This window comes from Campylobacter sp. BCW_6460 (assembly GCF_001762705.1).
GTDB classification, from domain to species: Bacteria; Campylobacterota; Campylobacteria; order Campylobacterales; family Campylobacteraceae; genus Campylobacter_D; species Campylobacter_D jejuni.
On record NZ_MJXI01000027.1, the window covers coordinates 1 to 24018 of the forward strand.

24 protein-coding genes, 1 tRNA gene and 1 pseudogene are annotated in these 24018 nt (G+C 29.2%); 8 read left to right on the top strand and 18 right to left on the bottom strand.

Features of this window, described 5'->3' with window-relative positions; genetic code table 11:
- The first annotated feature begins 362 nt into the window (after positions 1-362).
- Positions 363-437 (top strand) — tRNA-Gly (locus AJ881_RS04810).
- Positions 438-466: 29 nt separating this feature from the next.
- Here the strand turns inward: AJ881_RS04810 and abc-f are convergent.
- The 10 genes from abc-f to pheS form a co-directional block, all read right to left on the bottom strand.
- Positions 467-2398: a ribosomal protection-like ABC-F family protein gene (gene abc-f, locus AJ881_RS04815; protein ID WP_070282877.1), complete on the bottom strand. Its 1932-nt coding sequence runs from the start codon at positions 2396-2398 to the stop codon at positions 467-469.
- Positions 2399-2401: 3 nt separating this feature from the next.
- Positions 2402-3691: a sensor histidine kinase gene (locus AJ881_RS04820; protein ID WP_052949407.1), complete on the bottom strand. Its 1290-nt coding sequence runs from the start codon at positions 3689-3691 to the stop codon at positions 2402-2404.
- A complete protein-coding gene (locus AJ881_RS04825) occupies positions 3685-4347 on the bottom strand; it encodes a response regulator transcription factor (RefSeq protein ID WP_044779237.1) in 663 nt (220 codons plus the stop codon). The genes AJ881_RS04820 and AJ881_RS04825 overlap by 7 nt, the downstream gene beginning before the upstream one ends.
- Positions 4334-5917, bottom strand: coding sequence for a phosphoglycerate dehydrogenase (gene serA, locus AJ881_RS04830; RefSeq protein WP_044780500.1), 1584 nt, complete (start codon positions 5915-5917; stop codon positions 4334-4336). Before serA ends, AJ881_RS04825 begins: the two co-directional genes overlap by 14 nt.
- Entirely contained in the window at positions 5914-6402 is a 489-nt protein-coding gene (locus tag AJ881_RS04835; RefSeq protein ID WP_044780501.1) for a hypothetical protein, read from the bottom strand. Before AJ881_RS04835 ends, serA begins: the two co-directional genes overlap by 4 nt.
- Positions 6402-8072: a 30S ribosomal protein S1 gene (locus AJ881_RS04840; protein WP_053872271.1), complete on the bottom strand. Its 1671-nt coding sequence runs from the start codon at positions 8070-8072 to the stop codon at positions 6402-6404. Before AJ881_RS04840 ends, AJ881_RS04835 begins: the two co-directional genes overlap by 1 nt.
- 132 nt (positions 8073-8204) lie before the next feature.
- Positions 8205-9038 carry a 4-hydroxy-3-methylbut-2-enyl diphosphate reductase gene (locus AJ881_RS04845; RefSeq protein WP_070282875.1) on the bottom strand — a complete coding sequence of 278 codons (834 nt, stop codon included), beginning with the start codon at positions 9036-9038 and terminating at the stop codon, positions 8205-8207.
- Positions 9028-10314 (bottom strand): 3-phosphoshikimate 1-carboxyvinyltransferase, encoded by a 1287-nt coding sequence (gene aroA / locus AJ881_RS04850; RefSeq protein ID WP_070282873.1) that lies wholly within the window; start codon positions 10312-10314, stop codon positions 9028-9030. The genes AJ881_RS04845 and aroA overlap by 11 nt, the downstream gene beginning before the upstream one ends.
- The gene (gene pheT / locus AJ881_RS04855) at positions 10311-12632 is read right to left on the bottom strand and encodes a phenylalanine--tRNA ligase subunit beta (protein ID WP_070282871.1); all 2322 of its coding nucleotides are present in this window, start codon (positions 12630-12632) and stop codon (positions 10311-10313) included. Before pheT ends, aroA begins: the two co-directional genes overlap by 4 nt.
- The gene (gene pheS, locus AJ881_RS04860) at positions 12629-13621 is read right to left on the bottom strand and encodes a phenylalanine--tRNA ligase subunit alpha (protein ID WP_070285344.1); all 993 of its coding nucleotides are present in this window, start codon (positions 13619-13621) and stop codon (positions 12629-12631) included. The genes pheT and pheS overlap by 4 nt, the downstream gene beginning before the upstream one ends.
- 122 nt (positions 13622-13743) lie before the next feature.
- Here pheS and AJ881_RS04865 point away from each other — a divergent pair, with 122 nt between their 5' ends.
- Positions 13744-14109 carry a histidine triad nucleotide-binding protein gene (locus AJ881_RS04865; protein WP_002857192.1) on the top strand — a complete coding sequence of 122 codons (366 nt, stop codon included), beginning with the start codon at positions 13744-13746 and terminating at the stop codon, positions 14107-14109.
- Between the two features lie 29 nt (positions 14110-14138).
- On the opposite strand, the gene AJ881_RS04870 is transcribed toward AJ881_RS04865, so the two are convergent.
- A complete protein-coding gene (locus AJ881_RS04870; protein WP_002869165.1) occupies positions 14139-14708 on the bottom strand; it encodes a DJ-1 family glyoxalase III in 570 nt (189 codons plus the stop codon).
- Positions 14701-14880 (bottom strand): hypothetical protein, encoded by a 180-nt coding sequence (locus AJ881_RS04875; RefSeq protein ID WP_072224015.1) that lies wholly within the window; start codon positions 14878-14880, stop codon positions 14701-14703. Before AJ881_RS04875 ends, AJ881_RS04870 begins: the two co-directional genes overlap by 8 nt.
- 83 nt (positions 14881-14963) lie before the next feature.
- Here AJ881_RS04875 and AJ881_RS04880 point away from each other — a divergent pair, with 83 nt between their 5' ends.
- Positions 14964-15707, top strand: coding sequence for an amino acid ABC transporter permease (locus AJ881_RS04880; RefSeq protein ID WP_004305952.1), 744 nt, complete (start codon positions 14964-14966; stop codon positions 15705-15707).
- The gene (locus tag AJ881_RS04885; RefSeq protein ID WP_070282867.1) at positions 15700-16431 is read left to right on the top strand and encodes an amino acid ABC transporter ATP-binding protein; all 732 of its coding nucleotides are present in this window, start codon (positions 15700-15702) and stop codon (positions 16429-16431) included. Before AJ881_RS04880 ends, AJ881_RS04885 begins: the two co-directional genes overlap by 8 nt.
- Before the next feature lie 20 nt (positions 16432-16451).
- Here AJ881_RS04885 and AJ881_RS04890 read toward each other — a convergent pair whose 3' ends face one another.
- The 4 genes from AJ881_RS04890 to AJ881_RS04905 all read right to left on the bottom strand — a co-directional run bounded on the left by AJ881_RS04890 (position 16452) and on the right by AJ881_RS04905 (position 20456).
- Positions 16452-17918 carry an alanine/glycine:cation symporter family protein gene (locus AJ881_RS04890; protein WP_002861600.1) on the bottom strand — a complete coding sequence of 489 codons (1467 nt, stop codon included), beginning with the start codon at positions 17916-17918 and terminating at the stop codon, positions 16452-16454.
- Positions 17919-18021: 103 nt separating this feature from the next.
- The gene (locus tag AJ881_RS04895) at positions 18022-18489 is read right to left on the bottom strand and encodes a tRNA (cytidine(34)-2'-O)-methyltransferase (RefSeq protein ID WP_002921721.1); all 468 of its coding nucleotides are present in this window, start codon (positions 18487-18489) and stop codon (positions 18022-18024) included.
- Positions 18490-18491: 2 nt separating this feature from the next.
- Entirely contained in the window at positions 18492-19478 is a 987-nt protein-coding gene (locus AJ881_RS04900) for an alanine racemase (RefSeq protein ID WP_070282865.1), read from the bottom strand.
- On the bottom strand, positions 19479-20456 hold the full coding sequence (locus AJ881_RS04905; protein ID WP_044780507.1) for a murein L,D-transpeptidase family protein: 978 nt from the start codon (positions 20454-20456) through the stop codon (positions 19479-19481).
- 156 nt (positions 20457-20612) lie between these two features.
- Between AJ881_RS04905 and AJ881_RS09565 the strand changes: the two are divergent.
- The 4 genes and pseudogenes from AJ881_RS09565 (at position 20613) to AJ881_RS04925 (ending at position 22599) form a co-directional block, all read left to right on the top strand.
- A pseudogene (locus tag AJ881_RS09565) lies at positions 20613-21081 on the top strand (hypothetical protein).
- An 85-nt stretch (positions 21082-21166) separates the two neighbouring features.
- Positions 21167-21586, top strand: coding sequence for a copper chaperone PCu(A)C (locus AJ881_RS04915; protein ID WP_070252964.1), 420 nt, complete (start codon positions 21167-21169; stop codon positions 21584-21586).
- A 3-nt stretch (positions 21587-21589) separates the two neighbouring features.
- Positions 21590-22042, top strand: a complete 453-nt coding sequence (locus tag AJ881_RS04920; RefSeq protein WP_070252965.1) for a hypothetical protein — start codon at positions 21590-21592, stop codon at positions 22040-22042.
- Complete coding sequence (locus AJ881_RS04925) at positions 22039-22599, top strand: SCO family protein (protein WP_002859560.1); 561 nt, start codon at positions 22039-22041, stop codon at positions 22597-22599. Before AJ881_RS04920 ends, AJ881_RS04925 begins: the two co-directional genes overlap by 4 nt.
- 6 nt (positions 22600-22605) lie before the next feature.
- Here the strand turns inward: AJ881_RS04925 and cysM are convergent, their stop codons facing one another.
- Both cysM and AJ881_RS04935 read right to left on the bottom strand, forming a co-directional pair.
- Positions 22606-23505, bottom strand: coding sequence for a cysteine synthase B (cysM, locus tag AJ881_RS04930; RefSeq protein ID WP_070282863.1), 900 nt, complete (start codon positions 23503-23505; stop codon positions 22606-22608).
- Positions 23506-23631: 126 nt separating this feature from the next.
- A complete protein-coding gene (locus AJ881_RS04935; RefSeq protein ID WP_070282861.1) occupies positions 23632-23928 on the bottom strand; it encodes an HU family DNA-binding protein in 297 nt (98 codons plus the stop codon).
- Between the last annotated feature and the right edge of the window lie 90 nt (positions 23929-24018).

Here is a 24018-nt window from a genome sequence, read left to right on the forward strand (position 1 = left end):
TTTGTTTGGTATAATTGCATTAAGGGTTTTGCCACAAGGCTGCAACCCTGTGGCATAATCACACCCTAGAAAGGGGGTGAACTATATGACACGACTCATACTTATAATTATACTAATTTGTATAATTACTGTCAAGGCTTATTAGCCTTGCCCCTTTGGGGGTGAATTTCTCCTTGTGGCTTACCCAACAAACTTTTAACTAAACTTCTCTTCTTCTATTGAATTTCTATATTTGAAAAATTTTATTTTTTAAAAAGTATATGTTAAAGTATATGTTATTTGTATTATTAATTTTTAAAGTATGTTATTTTAGGTATTTTAACTATAAATCACACTACGACCTCGGGCGCCACTTATTTTTTGCGGGAATAGCTCAGGGGTAGAGCACAACCTTGCCAAGGTTGGGGTCGCGAGTTCGAATCTCGCTTCCCGCTCCATAGAATAAAAAATATAAAATCTTTATTAATTATAAATTCTCACTTTTCTCTAATACTAAAAAATACTCATTTTCTAGAATTTCAAGTTCTTTTTGCATTACTTCAAGCTCTTGATAAAGCTTGTTAATACCTATTTCTTGATATACATTTGGATCGGATAAATCTTGATTTAATTTAGCTATCTTTTGCTCTAAAAAATCTATTTTTTCAGGATGGTTTTTTAATATCTCATTTTCTTTGTAGCTTAATTTTTTAGAGCTTTTTTCTTTTTGGTTATTATTTTGCTCTTGGGTTTGAAGCTCTAAAGCAAAATTATCCAATTCTTCAATTTCTTTTTCATTTTCAAGATATTCAGTATAAAGAGTGTGTAAAATATTTATATATCCATTTCCCTCAAAAGCATAAAGTTTTGTTGCGATTTTATCAACAAAATATCTATCGTGTGATACTAGCAAAATAGCCCCTTCAAAACTAAGTAAATATTCTTCTAGTATATTAATCGTAGCTATATCAAGATCATTAGTTGGCTCATCTAAAATCAAAACATCATATTCTTTAGTAAAAAGCAAGGCTAAAGCAACGCGATTTTTCTCTCCGCCACTTAAAAGAGCTACGCTTTTATCTAAAAATTCCTTAGGAAATAAAAAATTTTTCAAATATCCATAAACATGCATATTTTTACCGCGAACTTCAACCCTATCTCCACCATTGGGACAAAAAATTTCAAGCAAGCTTTTATCGGAATTTACCAAGCTTCTAGCCTGATCAAAATATCCTATCTTAAGCTCTCCGCGTTTTATTTCACCACTATCTTGTTTTATTTGCCCTAGAAGAATTTTTAACAATGTTGATTTTCCACAACCATTTCTTCCTACGATAGCTATGCGTTCACCTTGTAAAATACGCGTTGAAAAATCTTTAAAAAGATTTTTATTGTTTATATTTTTGCTTATATTTTTAAGCTCAAAAAGCATTTTTTTACGATTGATCGTTTTTTCTCCATTAAAATTTAAAGCCGCTCTTGAAATTTCAAGTTTTAAGCGTTTGATTGCTCCGGGATTTTTTTTCGCTTCTTCACGCATTTTAAAAATGCGTTCTTTTCGTCCTTCATTTCTTTTAAGTCTTGCCTTAACCCCTCTTCTAAGCCATTCTTCTTCGCTTTTTAATTGCTTTAAAAGAGTTTCATGGCTCTTAGCAAGGCTTTGCAAAATTTGTGTTTTTTTCTCTAAATAGTTTGCATATCCGCCTTTAAAAATACTAAGTTTACCCTGCTCCACTTCTATACACTTGTGTGCTATAGCGTCAATAAAATATCTATCATGGGAAATAAAAATCACACACATCTTTGAATTTTTTAGCAATTCTTCTAAAAAGCTTGTCATATACACATCTAAATGATTAGTTGGCTCATCAAGCAATAAAATATCAGGATTTTTTAGTAAAAGTATACAAAGGCCAACGCGGCGTATTTCTCCACCACTTAAAGTAGATATAATACGATTTTCATACTCAAGCAAACTAAATTCTTTTAAAACGCGTATTATTTTAGATTCTATATTCCAAGCATCTTTACTATCAATCAAAGTCATAAGCGTATCTATTTTTTTAAGATGATCTTTATTATTAGGATCTTCTTCTAATTTTTTATGCAGTATTTCATATTCTTCTAAAGCATTGTAAATTTCTGCAAGCTCTTGCTTGATAGCTTCTTTTACACTTAAATTTGCATTAAAATCAACAGTTTGTGAAAGCATGGCTATGCTTTTTCCATTTTGTCTTATTACTCTACCGCTATCTAAAGGAAGTGTGCCTAAAAGCGTTTTTAAAAAAGTAGATTTTCCTTCTCCATTTTTCCCTATAATGGCAATCTTTTCTCCCTCGTTTGCACTAAAATTTGCTTCATTTAAAACTATTTTGTCTCCAAATTTTTTTGAAGCTTCAATTAAATCTATAAGAGCCATTTTTTATCCTTGACTGAGTTTAAAGCTAAAACTAGAACCATAGCCTAAAGTGCTAGAAATTTCAAGATAACTTTTATGTATATTTAAAATTTTCTTTACTAAAAAAAGTCCTAAACCAAAAGAATTATCGCTTTTTACATCAATTTTATAAAATTTTTTTGTAATCAATTTTATTTTATCTTCTTCTATGCCTTTTCCAAAATCTTGCACTATTATCTTTTGATCTCTTGCTGTTAAAATGACTTCTTTTTGACTATATTTTAAAGCATTGGAAAGCAAATTTATAATCACTTGCTCGATTAAAAATTCATCAGCCTTAACTTTCGTGCTTTTACCTTGCAATACAACTCTTTCAAAGCCTGGGTTTTTAGTAATTTTTTCACACAGAGAAAAAAGATCAAATTCTTGCATTTGCAAGGCTTCACTATTAAGATTAAAAACAAAATTAAGCTTATGGGTCAAAGCATTAAGTTTAATGCTTTGGCGCGAAATTTTTTCTAGCAATTCCTTTTTTAATTTTTTATCTTCCAATTCCTCGTCTTTTAGCATCTCTAAGCTAAGATCAATCACGCTTAATGGATTTTTAAGCTCATGAGAAATAGCAGAAATCACGCTAGCAAGCTGAGTATTTTTTAAAGTAATTTTATCGCTTTGTTTTTTATTTTTTTGGGTATTCTTTAGAATTTTCTCCTTAGTTTTTAAAAGTTTCTCATTTAGCAAATTAAATTCTTTAAACATTCCTTTTTCTAATATAACAACTTTATGATCCCCTATAGAATCCAAAAAATCCAAAATTTTATTAAAATTTTTCTCTATTCTTCTACCTAACAACAACATTAAAATAAAAACAAACAGCAAGCACACTCCAAAACCGATTGCTATTTTTGTCCAAAAAAGTTCTAAATCTAAAAAACGAGGATAAACAATAATAATATATTTATATCCTTTGTAAATAAAGCTTTTAGTAAGAATTTTTTTTGAATTAAAATTTAAAATTTCTCCTTCTTTAAGATTAGAAAAAAAATTAGGATTTTTTACAGAACTTATTTTCATATCATTGTTTAGGATAATAAAATCAGCCCTAGTATCTTTAGCAAAATCCTTGATATTAGCATCATTTAAATGCTCTAAGAGAGAAAATTTTAAAACATCATCAAGGCTTTTGATTTTTTGTTCATATTGTTTTGTAAGCAAGAAATTAAGATAAGAGTTAGTAAAAGTATAAAAAATAAACCCAAAAATCAAAGCCAATACAACAAAAAAAACTATAAAAATATTTTTAGTTTTTAGCATAATTTATAGCCAACACCCCTAACACTTATAATATGATCTTTTAGTTTTGGAAATTTATTTCTAAGTCTTGTTAGAGCTATATTGATTGTTTTATCACTTGTAGTATCATCTTTCCAAACACTTTCGCTTAAAAATTGTCTAGTAAGCAAGGTATTTGGATTTTCAAAAAAACATTTTAAAAGCTCATAGTCAAGATTTGAGATTTCTAATTTTTGATTTTTATAAAAAAATTCATAATTGGGTAAATCCAAAATAAAATCACCAAAAGATAGTTTTTCTTCTTCTTTTTTATGGCGTTTTAAAATTGCTTTAATGCGAAGCAAAAGCTCATTAAAATCAAAAGGTTTGCAAACATAATCATCACAACCACTTTCAAAGCCTTCGAGCAAATCTTGATGCAAAGCCTTGGCTGTAAGAAAAATAACTGCTTCTTTGTATCCTTGCTCTCTTAAATCTTGAATTTTTTCTAAAGAATCTCCACTTGGCAAATTTCTATCGACTATTAAAAGATCGATTTGCTCATTATCAAGCAAATCTTCAACTCCAAAAAAATCTACTAAAGATATAACTTCATAACCACTAGATTTTAACTTTAAAACAAGCAGCTCGTTTAAATCTATATCATCTTCTATAATTAAAATTTTAAATTTCAACATATTGGACAAATACACACGCCTCTAATTGTTTTAGTTCATCTAATACTTCTTTCTGAACTTTTTCATCAATCAAAACAACAGCCAAAGCATACCCAAAACCATCTCTACCAAGCCTAAAATCAGCTATATTGATATTTTTAGCTGCCAAAACGGAGCTGATTTTAGCTATAACTCCTGGTATGTCTTTGTTTTTAAAAATAATCATTTTCCCTTTTGGCTTAAAATCAGTTTTAAAGCCATTTAATCCAACTATGCGTTGTTCATTTTCATTAAACACTGTTCCTGAAACACTGATATTTGAATTTTCGGTGATAATTTTAACGCTAAGTTTATTATTATAACCACTATTTGGAAGAGTTTCGCAAGATAATTCAACTCCTTTTTCTTTGGCAACAAATTCTGCATTAACATAATTAATTTTCTCTCCTAAAATTCCACCCAAAGCACCAACAGCTGCAAAGGTTAGCATAGAATTTGCATACTCGCCAATAATTCCTTCAGCCTCTAATTTAATACTTTTTATAGGATTTTTATCAATTTGAACAGCTAAAAAAGCCATTTTAGAAACAAGTTCTATATAAGGAGCTACAAAAGGTGGTAAATCTTCGGTTTTAATTGGCAAATTTAAGGCATTAGGATAAGCCACGCCTCGTGCTGCACTTAGTGCTTGCTCACAAGCTTCTCTTGCGATATTGTCTTGACTTTCTAAAGTATTTGCTCCTAGGTGAGAAGTAACTGAAATATTTTCAAAGTCTAAAAGAGGATGATTAGTCGCAGGTTCTTTATTGAATACATCTATACCAAGCCATGCTATTTTACCACTTTTTAAACCTTCATATAAAGCCTCTTCTGTGTACAATCCTCCGCGAGCACAATTTATTAATCTTATTCCATCTTTCATTTTTGCAATTTCTTGCTTTCCTATCATACCATTGGTTTCTTTGGTTTTTGGTGTGTGAATGGTAATAAAATCACTTTTTTCTAAAATTTCATCCAAATTTTTTGCTTGCTCCATATCTAAATCTGTAATCTTAGAAGCAGAAATATACGGATCGTAGGCTAAAATTTTCATACCAAATGCTTTAGCACGGATAGCTACTCTTGAACCTATATTTCCAAAACCTATAACCCCTAGCGTTTTGTTCATCAATTCAATGCCATACCATTTTTCTCTTTCCCATTTTCTTTCAATTTTTAAAAAATTATGAGCATTGACAAAGCTTCTAGCTGATGTTAAAAGATGTACCATTGTTAGTTCAACTGCGGCAATAGTATTTGCAGTTGGGACATTCATCACAATCACTCCTCTTTTAGAACACTCTGGAATATCAACATTATCTACGCCCACCCCAGCACGCACAAGCGCTTTTAATTTTTTGGCATGATTTAAGAAATTTATATCTACATCTGTAGAACTTCTAGTAATAGCAACTTCAACATCGCTTAGCATTTGCATAAGTTCATCTTTTGGAACTTTTGCAGCTTCTATAAGCTCAATATCTTCAGCTTTTCTTAGAATATCGATACCTTTATCCAAAATAGCATCACATACTATAATCTTTTTTTTCATAACCAAATTTCCTTTACTTCTGTATTTATTTTATATTTTTTTAATTCTTTCATAATATCATCTATAAGTTTTTCATTACCTGTATCCAAAAAGATTTCTGGACTATCACCTGATTTAAGAAGAAAATACTTCACATTAAAAGAATTTAAAGTCTGTCTTAAGCAAAACATAGAATAAATATCATATTTTCCAACTATAAGTTGATAATATTTATTTTTCTCCTTAAGCTCGCTAGTATCCGCATCAAAATATAAGGTAAATTTTTCTGCTGCTGGGGTAAAATCTCGTGTAGGCCATTTTGCTAATTCTTCTTGCCATGAAAGATCTTGATTTTGGGTTTGAATGCTTGGCTGCGTATTTGTATCTTTAGCAAATTGTGGAATGAAATTTACATTAGCTTTAAATTGCCAAAGCAATGTAAAAACAACAGCAAGCAAAATGAGTAATAAAATACTCAAAATGCTTATTGTAATGTATTTTTTCATTAAGTTAGCTGATCTTTAATGATATCACCTAAAGTCACTTTATCATCATTATTGATTTCATTAAGAACTTCTCTTTCTTTCATTCTAATAAGATTTTTAACACTTAGGCGAATTCTATTTTTCTTTTCATCAATAAAAACTATAGCAGCTTCAATATCGTCGCCAATTTTCAAATTTTCAAGCATAGAAGTGCTTATATCTTCTTTATGAATTAAAGCATCAACATTTTTACTTAGCTCTACAAAAACACCAAAATCTTTAATATCACGGATAGCGCCTTTTACAATATCGCCGACTTTATGAATTTTGGCATATTCTTGCACTGGAGAACTGCTTAATTCTTTTGTGCTTAATGATATTTTTTGGTTTTCTTCGTCTATTTTGATAATTTTTACTTTGATTTTATCCCCTTGGGAGAATTTATCTTTGCACTTATCGTTTCTATCCCAAGAAGCATCTTCATTATGCAATAAACCTTCAATACCGCCAAGTTTAACAAATGCACCAAAAGAAGTTACCGAGGTAATTTCTCCTTCAACCACATCTGCAATTTTGTAAGATTTCATAAATTCATCAAAAGGTCTAGAAAGTAAATTTCTTAAAGATACTCTTAAGCGTCTTTCATTCGGATTGATTTCAATTACTTCAACATCAATTTCTTGACCTTTGTTGATATAATCTTTTGGATTTTTGATGTTTTTATCCCAAGAAATTTCACTGATATGTAAAAATCCTTCTATATCATTTCCTAAATCTACAAAAGCACCATAAGGCTCTATATTTGATACTATTACTTTAATGGTATCACCTACATCAAGAGTATCTTTTATCTCGCTCCATGGATCAGGTAAAGCCGCTTTTATAGATAAGGATAAATGTTTGCGTTCTTTATCATACTTTATTACTTTAACTGGAACTTTATCGCCCTCTTTATAAAGTGTTCCAGGATTTACAGGTCCTTTGTAAGAAATTTCGCTGTAATGAACAAGGCCATCAACACCTCCTACATCTACAAACATACCATAAGTGGTAATTTTTTTCACAATACCTTCAATTAAATCTTCTTGTTGTGCTACATTATTGATCAATTCTTTGCGTTTTCTTCTCTCCTCATCTAAAGTTTTTTTACGAGAAACAATGATACTTTGCTCATCTTTGTCGATTTTAATAATTTTAACTTTAAACGTTTTGCCTATAATGTTATTTGTTTCTTTGAAGCCATATTGAGATTTTGGCAAGAAAAATTCAACATCATTTTCATCAACAACTATCAATCCGCCTTTATTTTTTCCAACTACTTTTACGGTAAAAATATCATCTTGATTTTCTTGATAGTTTTTAATAAATTCAATAACTTTTTCTTTTCTCAAAGCTTTTTTATGAGAAAGTAAAGATCTGCCACCACGAGAACCCATAACAGAAACTTTAATACTATCGCCTACATTAAATAATAACTTAGAATTGTCATCTTGTATTTCGCTAAGAGCTAAAATACCTTCAGATTTTTTACCTATATCTACATAAACTTCATCATTTTTGATCTCTACAATCACACCCTCTGTTGTAGCCTCTTCTCTTGATTTATCAAAAGCCTCTAAAAGCTGTCCAAAATCTTCTTCCTCAAGATAATCGTCTACAATGCCTTGAACTTTTTTGTTCACCTCGCTCATTATGGTCCTTTAAAATAATTTTTAGAAATTGATTGATTTTACCTTATTTTTCTTTAATTAGTGTTAAGTTTTTTTATTTTTGTTAATTTTTTTTAAATTTTTGACTTTTTTATTCTATATTGAAAATATTTTTTAATTAATTTTAAAATTTTCTATTTTGACGATAACTTTTTGTATGATCCAATCAGGAGTACTAGCACCTGCGCTAATACCACAATGTTTTTTATCTAAAAACCATTCTTTTTTTAACTCTTCTTCGGTTTCAATTAGATAACTATCTTCACAATTGGTTTTTGCAATCAAAAAAAGTTGTTTTGTATTGGCTGAGTTTTTACCCCCTACAACAACCATAACATCACTTTTAAGCGAGAGTTCTTTAATGGCATCTTGATTTTTAAAGGTTGCATCACATATAGTATTAAAAACTCTTACTTCTTTGGTTTTAAGTATTAAAAAATTTACTATCTCCATAAAATGTTCAGGCTTCTTAGTTGTTTGGCTTACTACAGCTATTTTATTAGGAAGTTTTATATGTTGAAGCTCTTTTTTATCCAAAACTACATAAGCTTTTGTGCTTACATAACTTTTTACTCCTTTAACTTCGGGATGATTTTCATCTCCAAAAATAACAACTTCATAACCCTCCTTGCTCATTTGCTCGCAAATTTGTTGTGGCTTTGTAACAAAAGGACAAGTGGCATCAAAAATTTCTATATCTTTTTTTCTCAATTCTTCTAAATCTTGCTTTGTAATACCATGAGTTCTTATAATAGCCTTTTTTTCATTGCTTAAAGCTTTTATATTTTCCAAAGTTTTGACATTAAAATTTTTTTGTAAACGAGAAATTTCTTCGTTATTATGAATAAGAGGACCTATAGTTGCGGCATCTTTTATTTGTTCTGCTTTTTTAATAGCTCTTTTAACACCAAAACAAAAACCATAGTTTTTTGCTAATTCAATAATCAATCCTAGCTCCTAAATTTGATAAAATCTCTATAAAATTTGGAAAAGAAGTTTTTATACAATCACTATCATCAATCTCAACTCCACAAAGCAAACCTAAAATAGCAAAACTCATAGCAATACGGTGATCCCCATAGCTTTTAATTTTTGAAGATTTTAGTTCGCATCCACCTTCTATTTCAAAACCATCATCAAGTTCTCTAGCTTCAACACCACAAAGCTTTAGATTTTCAACCATCACAGTAATCCTATCGCTTTCTTTAACGCGCAATTCTTTAGCATTTATTAAACTAGATTTACCCTTAGCTAAAGCAAAAGCTATGGCCAAAGCAGGCGCTTCATCTATCAACCAAGCGATATTATCTTTAACTTCTATGCCATTAAGCTTGCTAGACTCCACCCTGATCTCACCAATAGTTTCAAAATCATTTTGAGTTATTGTCATTTCAAGTTTGGCACCCATTTTTTTCAAAATTTTATACGCCTCTATACGAGTAGGATTAAGTAAAATATTTTTTAAAATAATTTGAGATTTAGGCAAAATAATAGCTGCTAAAGCAAAATAAAAAGCCGAAGAAGGATCATTAGGAATCACTATATTTTGAGCTTTTAAAGGTTTTTTTAAAGGACTTATTTCAAGACTTAAGCCATCATTACTAACCCTTATTGGAGCTTTCATAGCCTTTAGCATGTTTTCACTATGATTTCGACTAAGAGAAATTTCACTAAAAGTGCATACATTATTAGCTCTAAAAGCAGATAAAATCATAGCTGTTTTAACTTGAGCCGAAGAAATTTCGCTTTTATAGTTAAAAGCTTTTAATTTTTGACCTTCTATACAAAGTGGAGCTAAATTTGCCTCATTTCTTCCATAAATTCTAGCGCCTATTTGAGTAAGTGGTTTGCTTATCCTTCTCATAGGACGATTGTTTAAATACTTATCTCCACTTAAAATAAAAAAACCAGAAATTCCTGCTAAAAATCCTATCATCAAACGCATTGCAGTTCCTGAATTTCCACAGTCTAAAATACAATTTGGAGATAAAATTTCTTTAGGGGGTATAATTTTGACGCAAGAATCTTTTTGTTCAATTTTAGCTCCAAGATTTTTTATAATTTCAAGAGTGTTTAAAGTATCTTGAGCTAAGAGATAATTTTGAGCCTTATTTTCTTCTTGTGTTAAAAGCGAAAATATAGCAAAACGATGAGATATGCTTTTATCTGCTGCTATATTTTCAAGTATAGCATTTATAGAGGTTTGCAATTTGTAAATTTTCATCTTAAATCAAGACCTAAATTTTTAAGAGTATTTAAAATTTTATCCATGCATTCATTTACTTGATTATCTTCTAGAGTTTTATTTATATCTCTAAAAGAAAAACTTATAGTAATGCTATAAAATTCTTTAAGGTTTTCATCGCTATAAATATCCACTAAACGAAAATTTTCAAGTATTTCTAAATTTAATTCTTCGATACAATTTTTAATCTGATTGTATTCAAAACCTTTAGGTATTAACACGCTAAGATCTCTAGTGATAGCTGGGAATTTGGAATAAGGCTTAGCTATTTTAAAATCTTGCTTAATTAAATCTAAATCAAGTTCGCAAATATATGTTTTTGGCAAATCTCTCTCATTTTCTATTTTTAAATGCAAACGGCCTATAAAACCTACTTTAATATCTGATAGATAAATATCTGCTTGTTCATAAGGGCTTAAAATATTATATTTTGATGATTTTAGTTTAAAATCGCCTATAATATTTTTAATGTCTAAAAGAAAATCATAAAATTGCACCGATTCAGGTTTTGCCTTGTTGGAAATTTTAGCTTCTTCTTTTAAGCCAGAATGGATAAATGCGATACGATTTAATTCTTGATTATTGACATTGAAAACAACCCCTAGTTCAAAAAGTTTAATAATTTTTTTAGAATTTTTTGCATTTAAACTTGCTGCATTCAATAAATGATTTAAAAGGGTTGTTCTTAAAGTATTAAGTTCTGCTGTAATTGGATTGATTAGTTTTAATTTAACAGAGTCAAAACCCAATCTTTTAAGTTCTTCTTCATTGTCTAAAACATAATGTAAGCTTTCAAAATAACCACTAGCTACTGCTCTTTTCCTTAAATTTAAAAACTCAATATAATTTTTATATGCAGAATTTAAACGATTTTTTTCTGCAAATTCTAAACCCTTGGAAGCAATATTATCAATACCTATAATTCTTACAACTTCTTCGCAAATATCTGATAAATTTTTAATATCAGGACGATGTAAAGGTGCTTTAACATTTATAAGCCCTTCGCCTGAAAGTATAAGTTCAAAACCTAATTTTTTCAATATTTTTAATACTTCATCTTTATCAATATTTTGCCCTATTATATCGCCAATACTTTCAATACTTATTGGTATGATTGGTAATTCTTTGTCGGTTAAAATTTGTTGAGAAGAACTATAAATAACAAGATTTGGAATCTGCTCAAAAATACTAAGTAAAAAATCCATTCCTAAATTTAATTTAGGCTCACTTCCCCTAAAACTTCTATAAAGTATTTTTTCATCTTGATCTTTATGATATATTTTAGCATCTGCAATCACCAATGGATCGGTATAATTAGCCTCAATAATAATTATTTTAGAATCATCTTTGCATCTACTTTCATTATTTTGGAAAATTCCGCTAAAGCTTAAAAGTTTATCTTTGTAAGATACTTTTGTTTCTCCATGCATTTGCTTGCTTAAATTGATGGTAAATTCTTCATCTTTTTCAGAAAAACTACTTAAATCATAAGCATTAAAAAGAACACCAGTTGAATGCGTTGCATAATTTAATAAATTTTCTATGGAATTTTTTCCCAAACTTTCAATTTGAGCAAGTCTTAAACTAAGCAATAAATTTGTTTGAATTTCTTCTTTTAGCTCTATGGCTCGATAATTATAAAGTCCATTAAGTTCTTTCTCAGCTGCTAAGCGCAAAATTCTACCAATACCTAAAACATTTTCACTTTCTTTGAATGGCTTTGGTTCTTTTAAATTTAAATTTAAAGCTGTAGCTAAATCACGAGCAATGCCATAAATACTTAAACAATCACCCCTATTAGGAGTAAGTTCTACTTCTATTAGCTCATCATTAAAAATTTCATAAGTATTTAAAGGTCTCCCAAGTTCTAATTTCCCTATACTCTCATCTAAAAGCATAATTCCTTCATTGATTTTTTCAAAACCCAATTCTAAACTAGAACAAAGCATACCACAAGAATCCACTCCTCGTAATTTTGCTTCTTTTATTTCCATACCGTTTGGCATGATAGCACCTTTAGTTGCAACAGCTACAAATTGTCCTGCATCAACATTCGCAGCACCGCAGACAATTTGCAAGGTTTCACTTCCGATATCAACTTGACAAATGCTTAATTTATCTGAATTTTCATGTTTAATTTTTTCCTTAACATAGCCTACAACAACTTTATCTGGAGCCTTTAAAACGCCAACCCTATCAACTTCTATACCTATAGAATTTAAAGTTTTAGCTATTTTATCTGAACTTATTTCTTCAAGTTCTAACCAATCATTCAACCAACTTTTAGTAATTATCATCTAAACTGCTCCAATAATCTCAAATCACCTTCAAATAAAGATCTTAAATCTGGAATTTGATGCAAAAGCATTGCAAAACGCTCTACTCCTAATCCAAAAGCATAGCCACTTACATTTTCATAGCCAACAAAATTATAAACATTAGGATCAACTATTCCACATCCTAAAACTTCGAGCCAACCTGTATGTTTGCAAACTCTACAACCCTTTCCTTTGCAAAATACACAAGAAATATCAACTTCAGCAGAAGGTTCTGTAAATGGGAAAAAACTTGGACGAAAACGAACTTTCACATCTCCAAACATATAACACAAAAAATCTTCCAATACACTTTTTAAATTTGCAAAGCTAACCTTTTGCCCTTCTTCCACCACAAGGCCTTCAACTTGATGAAACATAGGAGTATGCGTAATATCAAAATCTCTTCTAAATACAGCACCAGGGGCTATCATCCTAATAGGAGGTTTTTGTGCAAGCATTGTCCGTATTTGCACTGGCGAAGTTTGTGTTCTTAAAAGCCTTTTATCATCAAAATAAAACGTATCTTGCATATCTCTTGCAGGGTGAGATCTAGGTAAATTTAACGCTTCAAAATTATGAAAGTCATCTTCTATTAAAGGCCCTTTTTCTATGCTAAAATTCAAAGCTATAAAATACTCTATGATTTTATCCATAGTGCTCATAACAGGATGCAAAGCACCTGTTGTAATACTTTCATCAAAATAGTTAAAATTTAAAGCATCTTGTTTCATTCTTTCTTCTAAAGCAAGATTTTCCAAATCTTTAAATTTGGCTAAATAAGCCTCATTAAATATTTCTTTTTGTGCATTTAGTTTAGCAGCAAATTCTTTTTTCGCCTCATCTTCTAATTCTTTAAGCTTTGTAAAGCCTTCTGTTAAAATACCTTTTTTTCCAAGAACGGAAATCCTAATGGCTTCCAAATCATTTAAATTCTCACATTTTTGAATCTGTTCTATAAAATTTTGCAATTTTCTTACCTTAAATAAAATATTTCAAGTTCTAATTCTATTAAAAACTATTTTAAATTCAGCATAAAAACCAAACTTTAAAGATATAATTGTATCAAACCAACAATAAAAAAGGATAAATAATGCAAGAAAAAACAATTTTTGAACTCATAGTTGAAGGTAAACTTCCATGCAATAAAGTGCTTGAAAGTGATGATTTTCTAGCATTTCATGATATTGCACCCAAAGCACCCATACATATACTTATAATCCCTAAAAAACATTTTAAAGACTTTCAAGAATTTGATCCTGAACTTATGGCCAAAATGACAAGTTTCATACAAGAACTAGCTGTTCTTTTAGGCGTAGATAAAAGTGGATATCGCTTGGTAACAAACTGTGGAAAAAATAGTGGACAAGAAGTTTTTCATTTGCATTTTCATATGCTTGGAGGTTTTGAACTGCCTAAGGAAAAAACAAAAAAAGAAAATCCTCAAGCTTTATTTTAATTTAAATGGTAGAAAAACTACCATTTAAATTATTTTGTCAAAGGTAGCAACATTCCCTCATATAATTTTTGATAAATTTCATCACCGCATAACTTTTTAGCTAGTTCTAAACCAAAAAGAATTGCCGTAGCTGGACCTGCTGAAGTTATAACATTTTTATTTACAACTACAGCCTTGTTAACACGATTTCCATTAAGTCCAACTTCACAACTAGGATAGCAAGCAAACTCGCCCTCTAAAACACCTGCTTCATTTAAGACTATAGGAGAAGCACAGATTGCGGCAACAATTTTATTTTTGCTATGAAGTTGTTTAATGATATTTAAAATAACATTTGAATTCTTAAGATTCATCATACCTTCAAAGCCACCCGCCAAAGCAATGGCATCTAAATTTTCTATATCAACATCTTCTATAGAACAATCTGCTTTTATACTAATGCCATTAGCACCCTTTACTAATAACTCACTATTTAACGAAGCTATAACAACTTCCAAATCCGGATTTAATTCTCTTGCTCGTTTTAAAACATCTGCAATTCCTATAAATTCAGCTTCTTCAAAACCTTGAGCCAATGGAATTAATACTTTTTTACTCATTTTGTTCTCCTTTTTTATATTTTTTAAATCTTTCTTCTCTTTCTTTGTTTTTTTGCATCATTTGATGATTGAATCCTATGACCAAAACAATCATTAAAAACACAAAAATAACTATTAGAATGAAATTTAAAATTTCCATAAATACAACCTTATTTTTAGGAAATTCTAACATATTTTTTTAAATCTTTAGAGAAAATTCAAAGATATTTCTATAAAATCTTTTTTTAAATAATTTCTCTGAAAAAGGTTTACAAATTGAATCAGAAAAATATAAGAATTTTTGTTTTTTTTGTTATTATTATTTTATGGGGCTATTTTTCTTTCCCTATAGAAATATTAAAAATTCAAGATCCTAGCGGAGTTGTAAGCTATGGCTATACAGAAAATGCAAAAGCTTATTTAAAAAGTTATCTTATTACGCTTTTATTAACTGCTTGTGCTGTTATTATCGGAGTGATTATTGGTTTTGGCTTAGCTATTTTACGATTCTCTAAATTTAAAACACTTAATTTTATTATAGATGAATATATAGACATTATACGAGGAACACCAGTAATTTTACAATTGATGATTTTTGCTTTTGTAATTTTTACTTTTATAGATAACCTTTATGCAGCCATTCTTGCACTAGGACTTAATAGCTCGGCTTATATAGCAGAAATTGTAAGAAGTGGCATTAATAGTGTGGATAAAGGACAAATGGAAGCTGCAAGAGCAATGGGACTTGATTACAAAACTTCAATGAAAGAAATTATTCTTCCTCAGGCTACTAAAAACATTCTACCTGCATTAGCTAATGAATTTATTTCTTTATTTAAGGAAACTTCTGTTGTAGGATTTATTAGTGTTGTTGATATTACCATGCAAAGTCAAAGCTTGCAAGCCGTACTTTACAATCCAAAACCTATTATTTTCACTGGACTTGTTTATTACGTAAGTGTAAAAATTTTTAGTTATTTTGCAAAAAAACTTGAACTTAGGATGAATAAAAATGATTGAAGTTAAAAATTTACAAAAAAAATATGGAGAATTAGAAGTTTTAAAAAATATTAACACTACAATCTCAAAAGGCGATGTAATAGCTATCATAGGTCCAAGTGGAGGAGGAAAAAGTACATTTTTACGCTGCATCAATCGCTTAGAACTAGCTGATAGTGGGGAAATTTTAATCAATAAACAAAACATACTTGATAAAGAAATTGATATTAATAAGATCAGGCAAAAAGTTAGCATGGTATTTCAGCATTTTAATCTTTTTGCTAATAAAAATGTTATGGAAAATTTATGTTTAACGCCCATTAAAACAGGAATTTTAAGTCAAGAAGAAGCCATAAAAAAAGCAAAAATACTTCTTGCTAAGGTGGGTTTAGCAGACAAAGAAAATATAATGCCCCATAAGCTCTCTGGTGGACAAAAACAACGCATAGCTATTGCTAGAAGCTTGATGATGAATCCTGATGTTATTTTATTTGATGAGCCTACTTCAGCTCTAGATCCTGAAATGATAGGCGAGGTTCTAAGCATTATGAAAGATGTTGCAAAAGAAGGTTTAACTATGCTTGTGGTAACCCATGAAATGGGTTTTGCTAGAAATGTTGCCAATCGTATATTTTTTATGGATAAAGGAAAAATTGCTGTTGATGCAAGCCCTAAAGAAGTATTTGAAAATCCTAGCAATGAAAGATTGAGAGAATTTTTAAACAAGGTTTTAAATCATTCATAAGCCATTAAGGCTTATGAATTTTAATCCCAACATTCAGCGTTTTTAATTCCAAGTTTACTAGCGTTAAATTTAGGATCTATACCAGATTTTTGTTGCGTATTAAAATCTTTTAAAACTTTATTTACTATACCACCTAAAAGCAATAAAGATATAATATTTGTCGTTGCCATGAAAGCCATAGTCAAATCAGCCAAATTCCAAGCAAGTTTTAAATTCATTTGCGAGCCTATAAAAATCATAGCTACAGCTGTAATTCTAAACAAATTCATTACAAATTTGGAATTTGTTAAATATTTAACATTAGCTTGAGCATAATAATAATTTCCTATTAAAGAAGTTATTGCAAAAAGAACAATAGCTATAGTAATAAAATGGATTCCAAAGCTACCATAATACTCACGCATAGCTTCTTGAACTAAAGGCATTCCACCATCGATTTTACTTTCTCCAAGTCCTAAATATGCCATAGAAAAAAGAACTAAAAATCCAGAACTTGTACAAACAACAACATCAATTAAAACTGAAAAGGCTTGTATAACACCTTGTTTAGCTGGATGACTTGTCAAAGCTGCTGCAGCTGCATTAGGTGCTGAGCCCATACCTGCTTCATTTGAAAAAAGTCCTCTTTTAATCCCTATAACTAAAGCAGAACCAGCAAAACCACCAAAAATCGCTTTAAAATCAAAAGCACTTTGTAAAATCATATGAACCACAGAAGGAATTTTATCAAAATTCATTAAAACAGCAATCACGGCAAGTAAAACATAAGCTAAAGCCATAAAAGGAACAATTAAAGAACTAATTTTACCTATTTTAGTATGGTGAGAAAAAAACATCCATGCACCAAAAATAGTTAAAACAATACCAATAATCATTGGCCAAGAACTTGATGCAAAATCTACAGCAGCATTTGGATTAAACATATCATAATAAACTTTAAAAGACGAAGTCATTGTTTGACTTTGAAGTCCGTTAAATCCATAAGCATAAGTAATAATAAGAATAAAAGCAAAAAAAGCTCCAAAAAAATGTGAGCCTAAGGCTTTTTTTATATAATAAGCTGGACCACCTTTAAACCCGCCTGTATCATCTTTTGATTTGTAAACTTGAGCTAAGGTACTTTCAGCAAATGCTGAGGCACCACCAAAAAATGCCATAACCCACATCCAAAATAAAGCACCAGCTCCACCTGTAGCCAATGCCAAAGAAATTCCAGCGATATTTCCTATACCAACTCTAGAAGCAGTTGAGATCATCAATGCTTGAAAAGGTGAAATATGTTCTTTAGTGTGTCCTTCGTTTTTTTCTGTAAGAATTTTAAATACAGAACTCAACATACGAAACTGAACAAAGCGAGTTAAAAAACTATAATAAAGCCCACAAACAATAAGTAAAACTACCATAATAATGTCTGTATTTGGGACAATCTTATTAGCTATAATATCAGACGCTTTATTGGCAAAATCTAGTATAATATCTAAATTCATCCAAACTCCTCAAAAAATAATCTAAATTTTACTTTAACATAATTTTTATAAAAAGGACTTTATGATTTTATTTGTTTTAAGTTATTGTGTAAATTTGAAACTTTTAAGAAACAAAATTGCTAAAATTTTGTCTTAAAGCTTCATAAGAGATTATACCAACGCTTGTAGCTAAATTTAAACTTCTTCCATAAGATTTCATAGGTATAGTTATAGCATTTTCCCAATTTAATTGCATTAATTCCATAGGTAAGCCATAACTCTCACTTCCAAAGAATAAGAAATCATTTTTTTGAAATTCTGCATCAAAATAAGCTTTTTGACTCTTAGTTGTTGCGAAAAAAAAGCGATTTTTATAAATCATATTTTCATTTAAAAATTCTTCAAGATTCTCCCAAATAATAGGCTCTAATTTATCCCAGTAATCAAGCCCTGCTCTTCTAACAGCCTTTTGAGAAATATCAAAAACAGTTGGTTTAACAATATGAAGTTTAAAACCAGCATTAAAGCACATTCTACCTATACTACCTGTATTTTGCGGTATTCTAGGGTGAACTAAAACTATATTAAACATGTTTATACTAGAACTCTTTGAATGTTAGGGTTTAATTTTACTAAAATTTCATAGTTAATAGTATGAAAAAAATCAGCCCAAATATCAGCATCTTTAAACACGCAAATTTCCTCACCAGAATTTTCACAAGAAAAACTATCCATTGACATCTTTCCAAGTATTACTTTTCCATTTCCAAGCACTAACTCCCCTTTTCCATTGTAACGGAAAAGACCATCAGCATAACCCAAATCATAAGTTGCTACTTCCATATCCTTTGCAGCAGTAAAAATGCCTCCATATCCTATACTCTGTCCTTTTTGTAAAATCCTTTGACTTAATCTATGAGCATACAAACTTAAAACTCTTTTTAAATTTGATTCCCCATATCCAAATTGAACAAGCCCAACTCTACAATATTCATCTTCAGGAATTTTCCCTCTAAATAATGCTGCAGAATTATGCGAATGAAATAATAAATTTGAAAAATATTTTTTTACTATCTTTTTAGCTTTTTGAAAATTTTCTTTTTGAACAAAAAAACTTCCATTCATTTCATCTGCACTAGCAAAATGTGTAAACATTCCAGTAAGTTTTAAATCACTGCTTCGAATAAGATTTATAGCATGCTCTAAATTTTCTACACAAATTCCGTTGCGATGCATGCCTGTATCTATTTTTAGATGTATTTTTATATCTTGCTTGTATTTTTTTACTTGGGAAATATCATTTAAAGCATAAATAAATCGAGAATTTTCATTACCATGAGGACGATGTGATAGTATTAATATATTCTCAAAAAATTCTTCGATTTCTTGAGCTTCTTCTTCACTCTTAACAGCAACAAAAGAAACTCCTAAATTTTTAGCTAATGGAGCTAAAAGCTTAGCTCCATGTCCATATGCATTATCTTTAAAAACACAAATTAATCTTTGAAAACTCCCTATTTTTTTAGCAATATGTCTTAAATTATATTCATAAGCTTTTTGATCAATTTTTATTAAAGACATTTATTGCTCTGCTAAAATTTTCATTTTACCTTTACTATCTATCTTAACGTATAAAATTTTATCGCCTCTAAACTGATAGTTTTTAGTGTAATAATCCTCATAAAATGAAATTCTATACATAGTTTCATTTTCTAAATTCGGATAAGGGCTGATATTAATATCTGAAAATTTAATCTTTTTATCTTCTTTACGAGAAAAAATAGATTTTTTCATGGAAGCAAACTGTTCAAATTTCATTTTATCAAAACGTTTAAATTCTTGCTCATCATAAAAACTTAAATAGGTATTAATGTCACTATTTGTCCAAGCTAGCTTCCATGTAAAAAGATCAGCCAATAAACTAGCTATTTGATCCTTTTTAGCTCTAATTTTTTCTTTTTCTTCTGTCATAACAAAAACTTTTTTGTCTTGCACAACTTGTGCAAATTTCTCCAAATTGTTATTAAATAAAGCAATACACCCTCTTGTTTTAAATTCATCAAGTCTAGAACCATCTAAAGGATAGCCATGGATCCAAATACCACCACCTGTTTTTCCTTGTACTTTATCAAGTAAATTTGGATAAGTTGTAGCAAAAGCAAAGGGACCATAATAAGGATCACCTGGATTAAACTTACGACCTAACTCATAAAAACCTACTGGCGTTTTCAAATCTCCTTCTATTTTTTTATCGCCCATTAACCCAGTTATTATTTCTTTTTGTTCAAAATCTTTTCTTATTTTTCCATCCTCGTAAGAATAAACACGGAGAATTTTATCTGTTTTATTTGCAAGCACGATAGCAACATTATCATCATAATATCCGAGTGAAATATTTTTATCTCCTATTTCACTTAACCAAAAATCCTTTTGAGTTAATTCTTTTTCAATCGCTACGCCAACAGCATCTAATCCTTGATTGAGATAAATTTTAACAAGATCTGAGGCATGCAACATCAACGAAGAAAGTGTAATTAATAAAGTAAGTCGTTTTAACAATGTTTTTCCTTAGCTATTTCAAAATTTTTTTTAAGTCAAAAATGTTTGTGATTATAATATTTTTTTTCTTAAAAAATATTAATTATATTAATAATGTGACCTTATTTATGATATTATTTTTAATAAATCATAAAGGCTTGTTTTAAAAGGTTGATAGTGATAAGAAATTTTTTTATAGAAATGTCTTTTTTAGGTATTTTGTTTTTAGCTTTTTATGCATTATATGATAAAAAGAAAGTGTATTTAGCTCAAATACATGCCAAGATCTAGCTTGTGACTTAAATTTACAAGATTGTGTTTTTTCTTTTAATAAAAAAATATTGAAGTTTCAGCCTACCCAAAACCTATAAAAATTTTCAATAAAACTACTATAAAAATTAAAAATTCTCCTCATTATTCTAATTTAAAGATTAAAATTTATAGTTTAAATTCCTAATATATACGATATCATTCCTAAAAATTTAATATAGTTAATGGTGATATTCTTATAAATTTTTATAGATAGAAGTATTACCGATGATTCTAGATTTAGGATTGAATTTTTAAACAATAATACTCCAACTGGTTTTTTCTTTGATTGTGATGTTACTATGCAAAAAATTTTCAAACAGGTAACACACATTGAAAAATTTTAAAAATTTTATATTCAAATAAAAATATTTTTTGATATAATGAACAAATGTTTAATGTTATAAAAATAAGGATGCAATATGAAAAAAATTCTTCTCTTAGGCGCTCTTTTTGCTGTAAATCTTTGGGCTGTTAATGATATAGAGGTAAAAAATGCCTTTGTAAAACAAACTCCACCTCATGCGCAAAATAGTGCTATTTTTCTTACCATTTTTAATAATACTGATAAAGATATTGCTTTAATAGGCGTCAAAAGCAATATCAGTGAAGCAAGTGAACTGCATACACATGTACATAAAAATGGAAAAATGATGATGCAAAAAATTCCTGAAATTATTATAAAAGCTCATTCAAGCACAGAACTTAAATCAGGAGGTTACCATATAATGCTTTTAAAACTAAAAAAACCTATTATTAAAGATACGAAGGTAAATTTAGATTTAAAATTTAATAATCACAAAACCATAGAGTTAAAAAATATTGATTCTAAAGAATTTTAATTAATGAGAAAAATTATTTTTATCCTAGCTTTTGCTTTTGTTATTGCTACTTTATATATTATTTTTGATTTTTATATAATAAAAGATTCTCAAAAAATAACAAAAGCTGATTTTTCCACCCCATTAGCTTGCGATCTTAATGTTAAAGACTGCACATATAGTTTTAACAATAAAGAAGTTTTAATTTCCCTAAATCCCAAACCCTTACAATCTTTAGATGTTACAAATCTAAAGATTGTAAATCTAGGAAATTATAACAACTTAGGAATTAAAATTTATGGATTAAATATGTATATGGGTGAAATTAAGCCTAAAATACATCGATTAAATTCAACAGACTATGAAAGCAAAATAGTTCTTGCTACTTGTGTTTTAGATACTATGCGTTTTAGGGTAGAATTTATGGATAATAATAAACCCATAGGGTTTTATTTTGATTTTGAGCTAAAAAAATGAAAAAAAATATTATTTTGTTTATAGTTATAGTTGCCATTATTTTAGGTGTAATATTTTTTATTAAAAATCATCAAAATTCTTATGATTTTATCTTGAAATCAGATTTAAAAGAGGAAACCACCCTAAAAGATTTTAAAGGAGATAAGCTTATTATCTATTTTGGATACACTTATTGCCCTGATGTTTGTCCGGCAACTCTTAGTTTAGTAGGCAAAGCCTTAAAGCAAATCAATAATCCTAAGGCTCACCTTCTTTTTATTTCTTTAGATCCAAATAGAGATAATAACTTAAGTAATACAAACGAATGGTTACGATACTTTTACCCAAAAGCAGATGCTTTAATTGCAAAAGATGAAAAAACTCTTCAAAAAATAACAAAACAATATAATGTTCAATATCAAAAAATAGATCTAAATGATTCTTTTATGGGTTATTCTATAGCACATAGCAATATGCTTTATCTTATTGATGAAAAAGGTCATTTTTATAAAGAAATTAGCGATTTAAATCCACAAGAAATTTTAAGAGAACTTAGAATTTTTCTAAATTCTCAATAATTATACTTAAGCAAAAAGATCAGTTGAGAGGTATCTTTCAGCCGTATCGTTTAGCATAGTTAAAATTCTTTTATCTGGAAATTTCTTTGCTAGCATACTTGCGGCAAATACATTTGCTCCACTTGATATACCTACCATTAAACCACTTTTGGCAAGTTCTTTGGCTGTATTTATAGCATCTTCATTACTTACCGTGATCACTTCATCTATAACTTCTTTATTTAAAATAGCAGGTATAAAATTCGCCCCTATTCCTTGTATTTTATGGCTTCCCGCTTCACCTTTGCTAAGCAATGGAGAATTTAGAGGCTCGACTCCAACAATATGCACTTTTTCTAATTTTTCTTTTAGTATTTCCCCAACTCCACTAATAGTACCGCCAGTTCCAAAACCAGCTACAAAAATATCAAGTTTATTATCCAAATCTCTTAAAATTTCTAAAGCCGTATTCTTACGATGCGTATTTTTATTTGAAATATTTTCAAATTGAGAAATCATAAAAGAATTTGGAGTATTTAACAATATTTCATTTGCTTTATCAACCGCTCCTTTCATTCCTAAATTTGCAGGAGTTAATTCTAACCTAGCGCCAAAGAGTGTTATCATTTTTCTTCTTTCTAAACTCATAGATTCAGGCATTACAGCAATAAATTTAAGTCCCAAATCTGCACAAATCATAGCCAAAGAAATTCCAGTATTTCCACTAGTTGCTTCAACTATTGTAGTATCTTGATTAATTTTTTTACTATCTAAAGCATCTTTAATCATTTCAAAAGCTGCTCTATCTTTTATAGAATGACTAGGATTTAAAAATTCGCATTTAGCAAAAACATTGATACCAAATTTTTTCAAATGTATAATGGGAGTATTTCCTATAAGCTCACTTACTTTTTCATGTACTTTCATAATTTTAATATCCTTTTTTATTTAATAATGATAGTTTTATAAAAGTTTAAAAAAATAAAGTAAATAAAAGATGCAAAATACCCAAATCAATCAAGAAAGAAGGCTAGAATTTATCTAGCCGAAGTTTTATTTTTTCTTTTTGTTGCTTGCTTTTGCAACAGCTTCTTTAAGGTTTTTACCTACCTTAAATTTTGCAACTCTTGTAGCAGGAACTTTAATTGTTTTTCCTGTGCTTGGTACTCTAGCTTCTCTAGCAGCTCTTTCTTGAGTTGAAAAAGTACCAAAACCAATAAAACTGATGCTATCACCTTTAGATAAAACATCAGTAATAGTAGAAATAACTGCATCAGTAGCAGTAGTAGCGTCTTTTTTTGTTAGCCCAGCTGTTTGAGCAACTAATGAAATGAAATCTGCTTTAGTCATAAAAGCTCCTTTGTTTTAATTGAAACGCCTAATTTTAGCATATTTAAAAAACAATATCAAGTAAAAAACAGCTTTTTTTAAGTTTTTTTC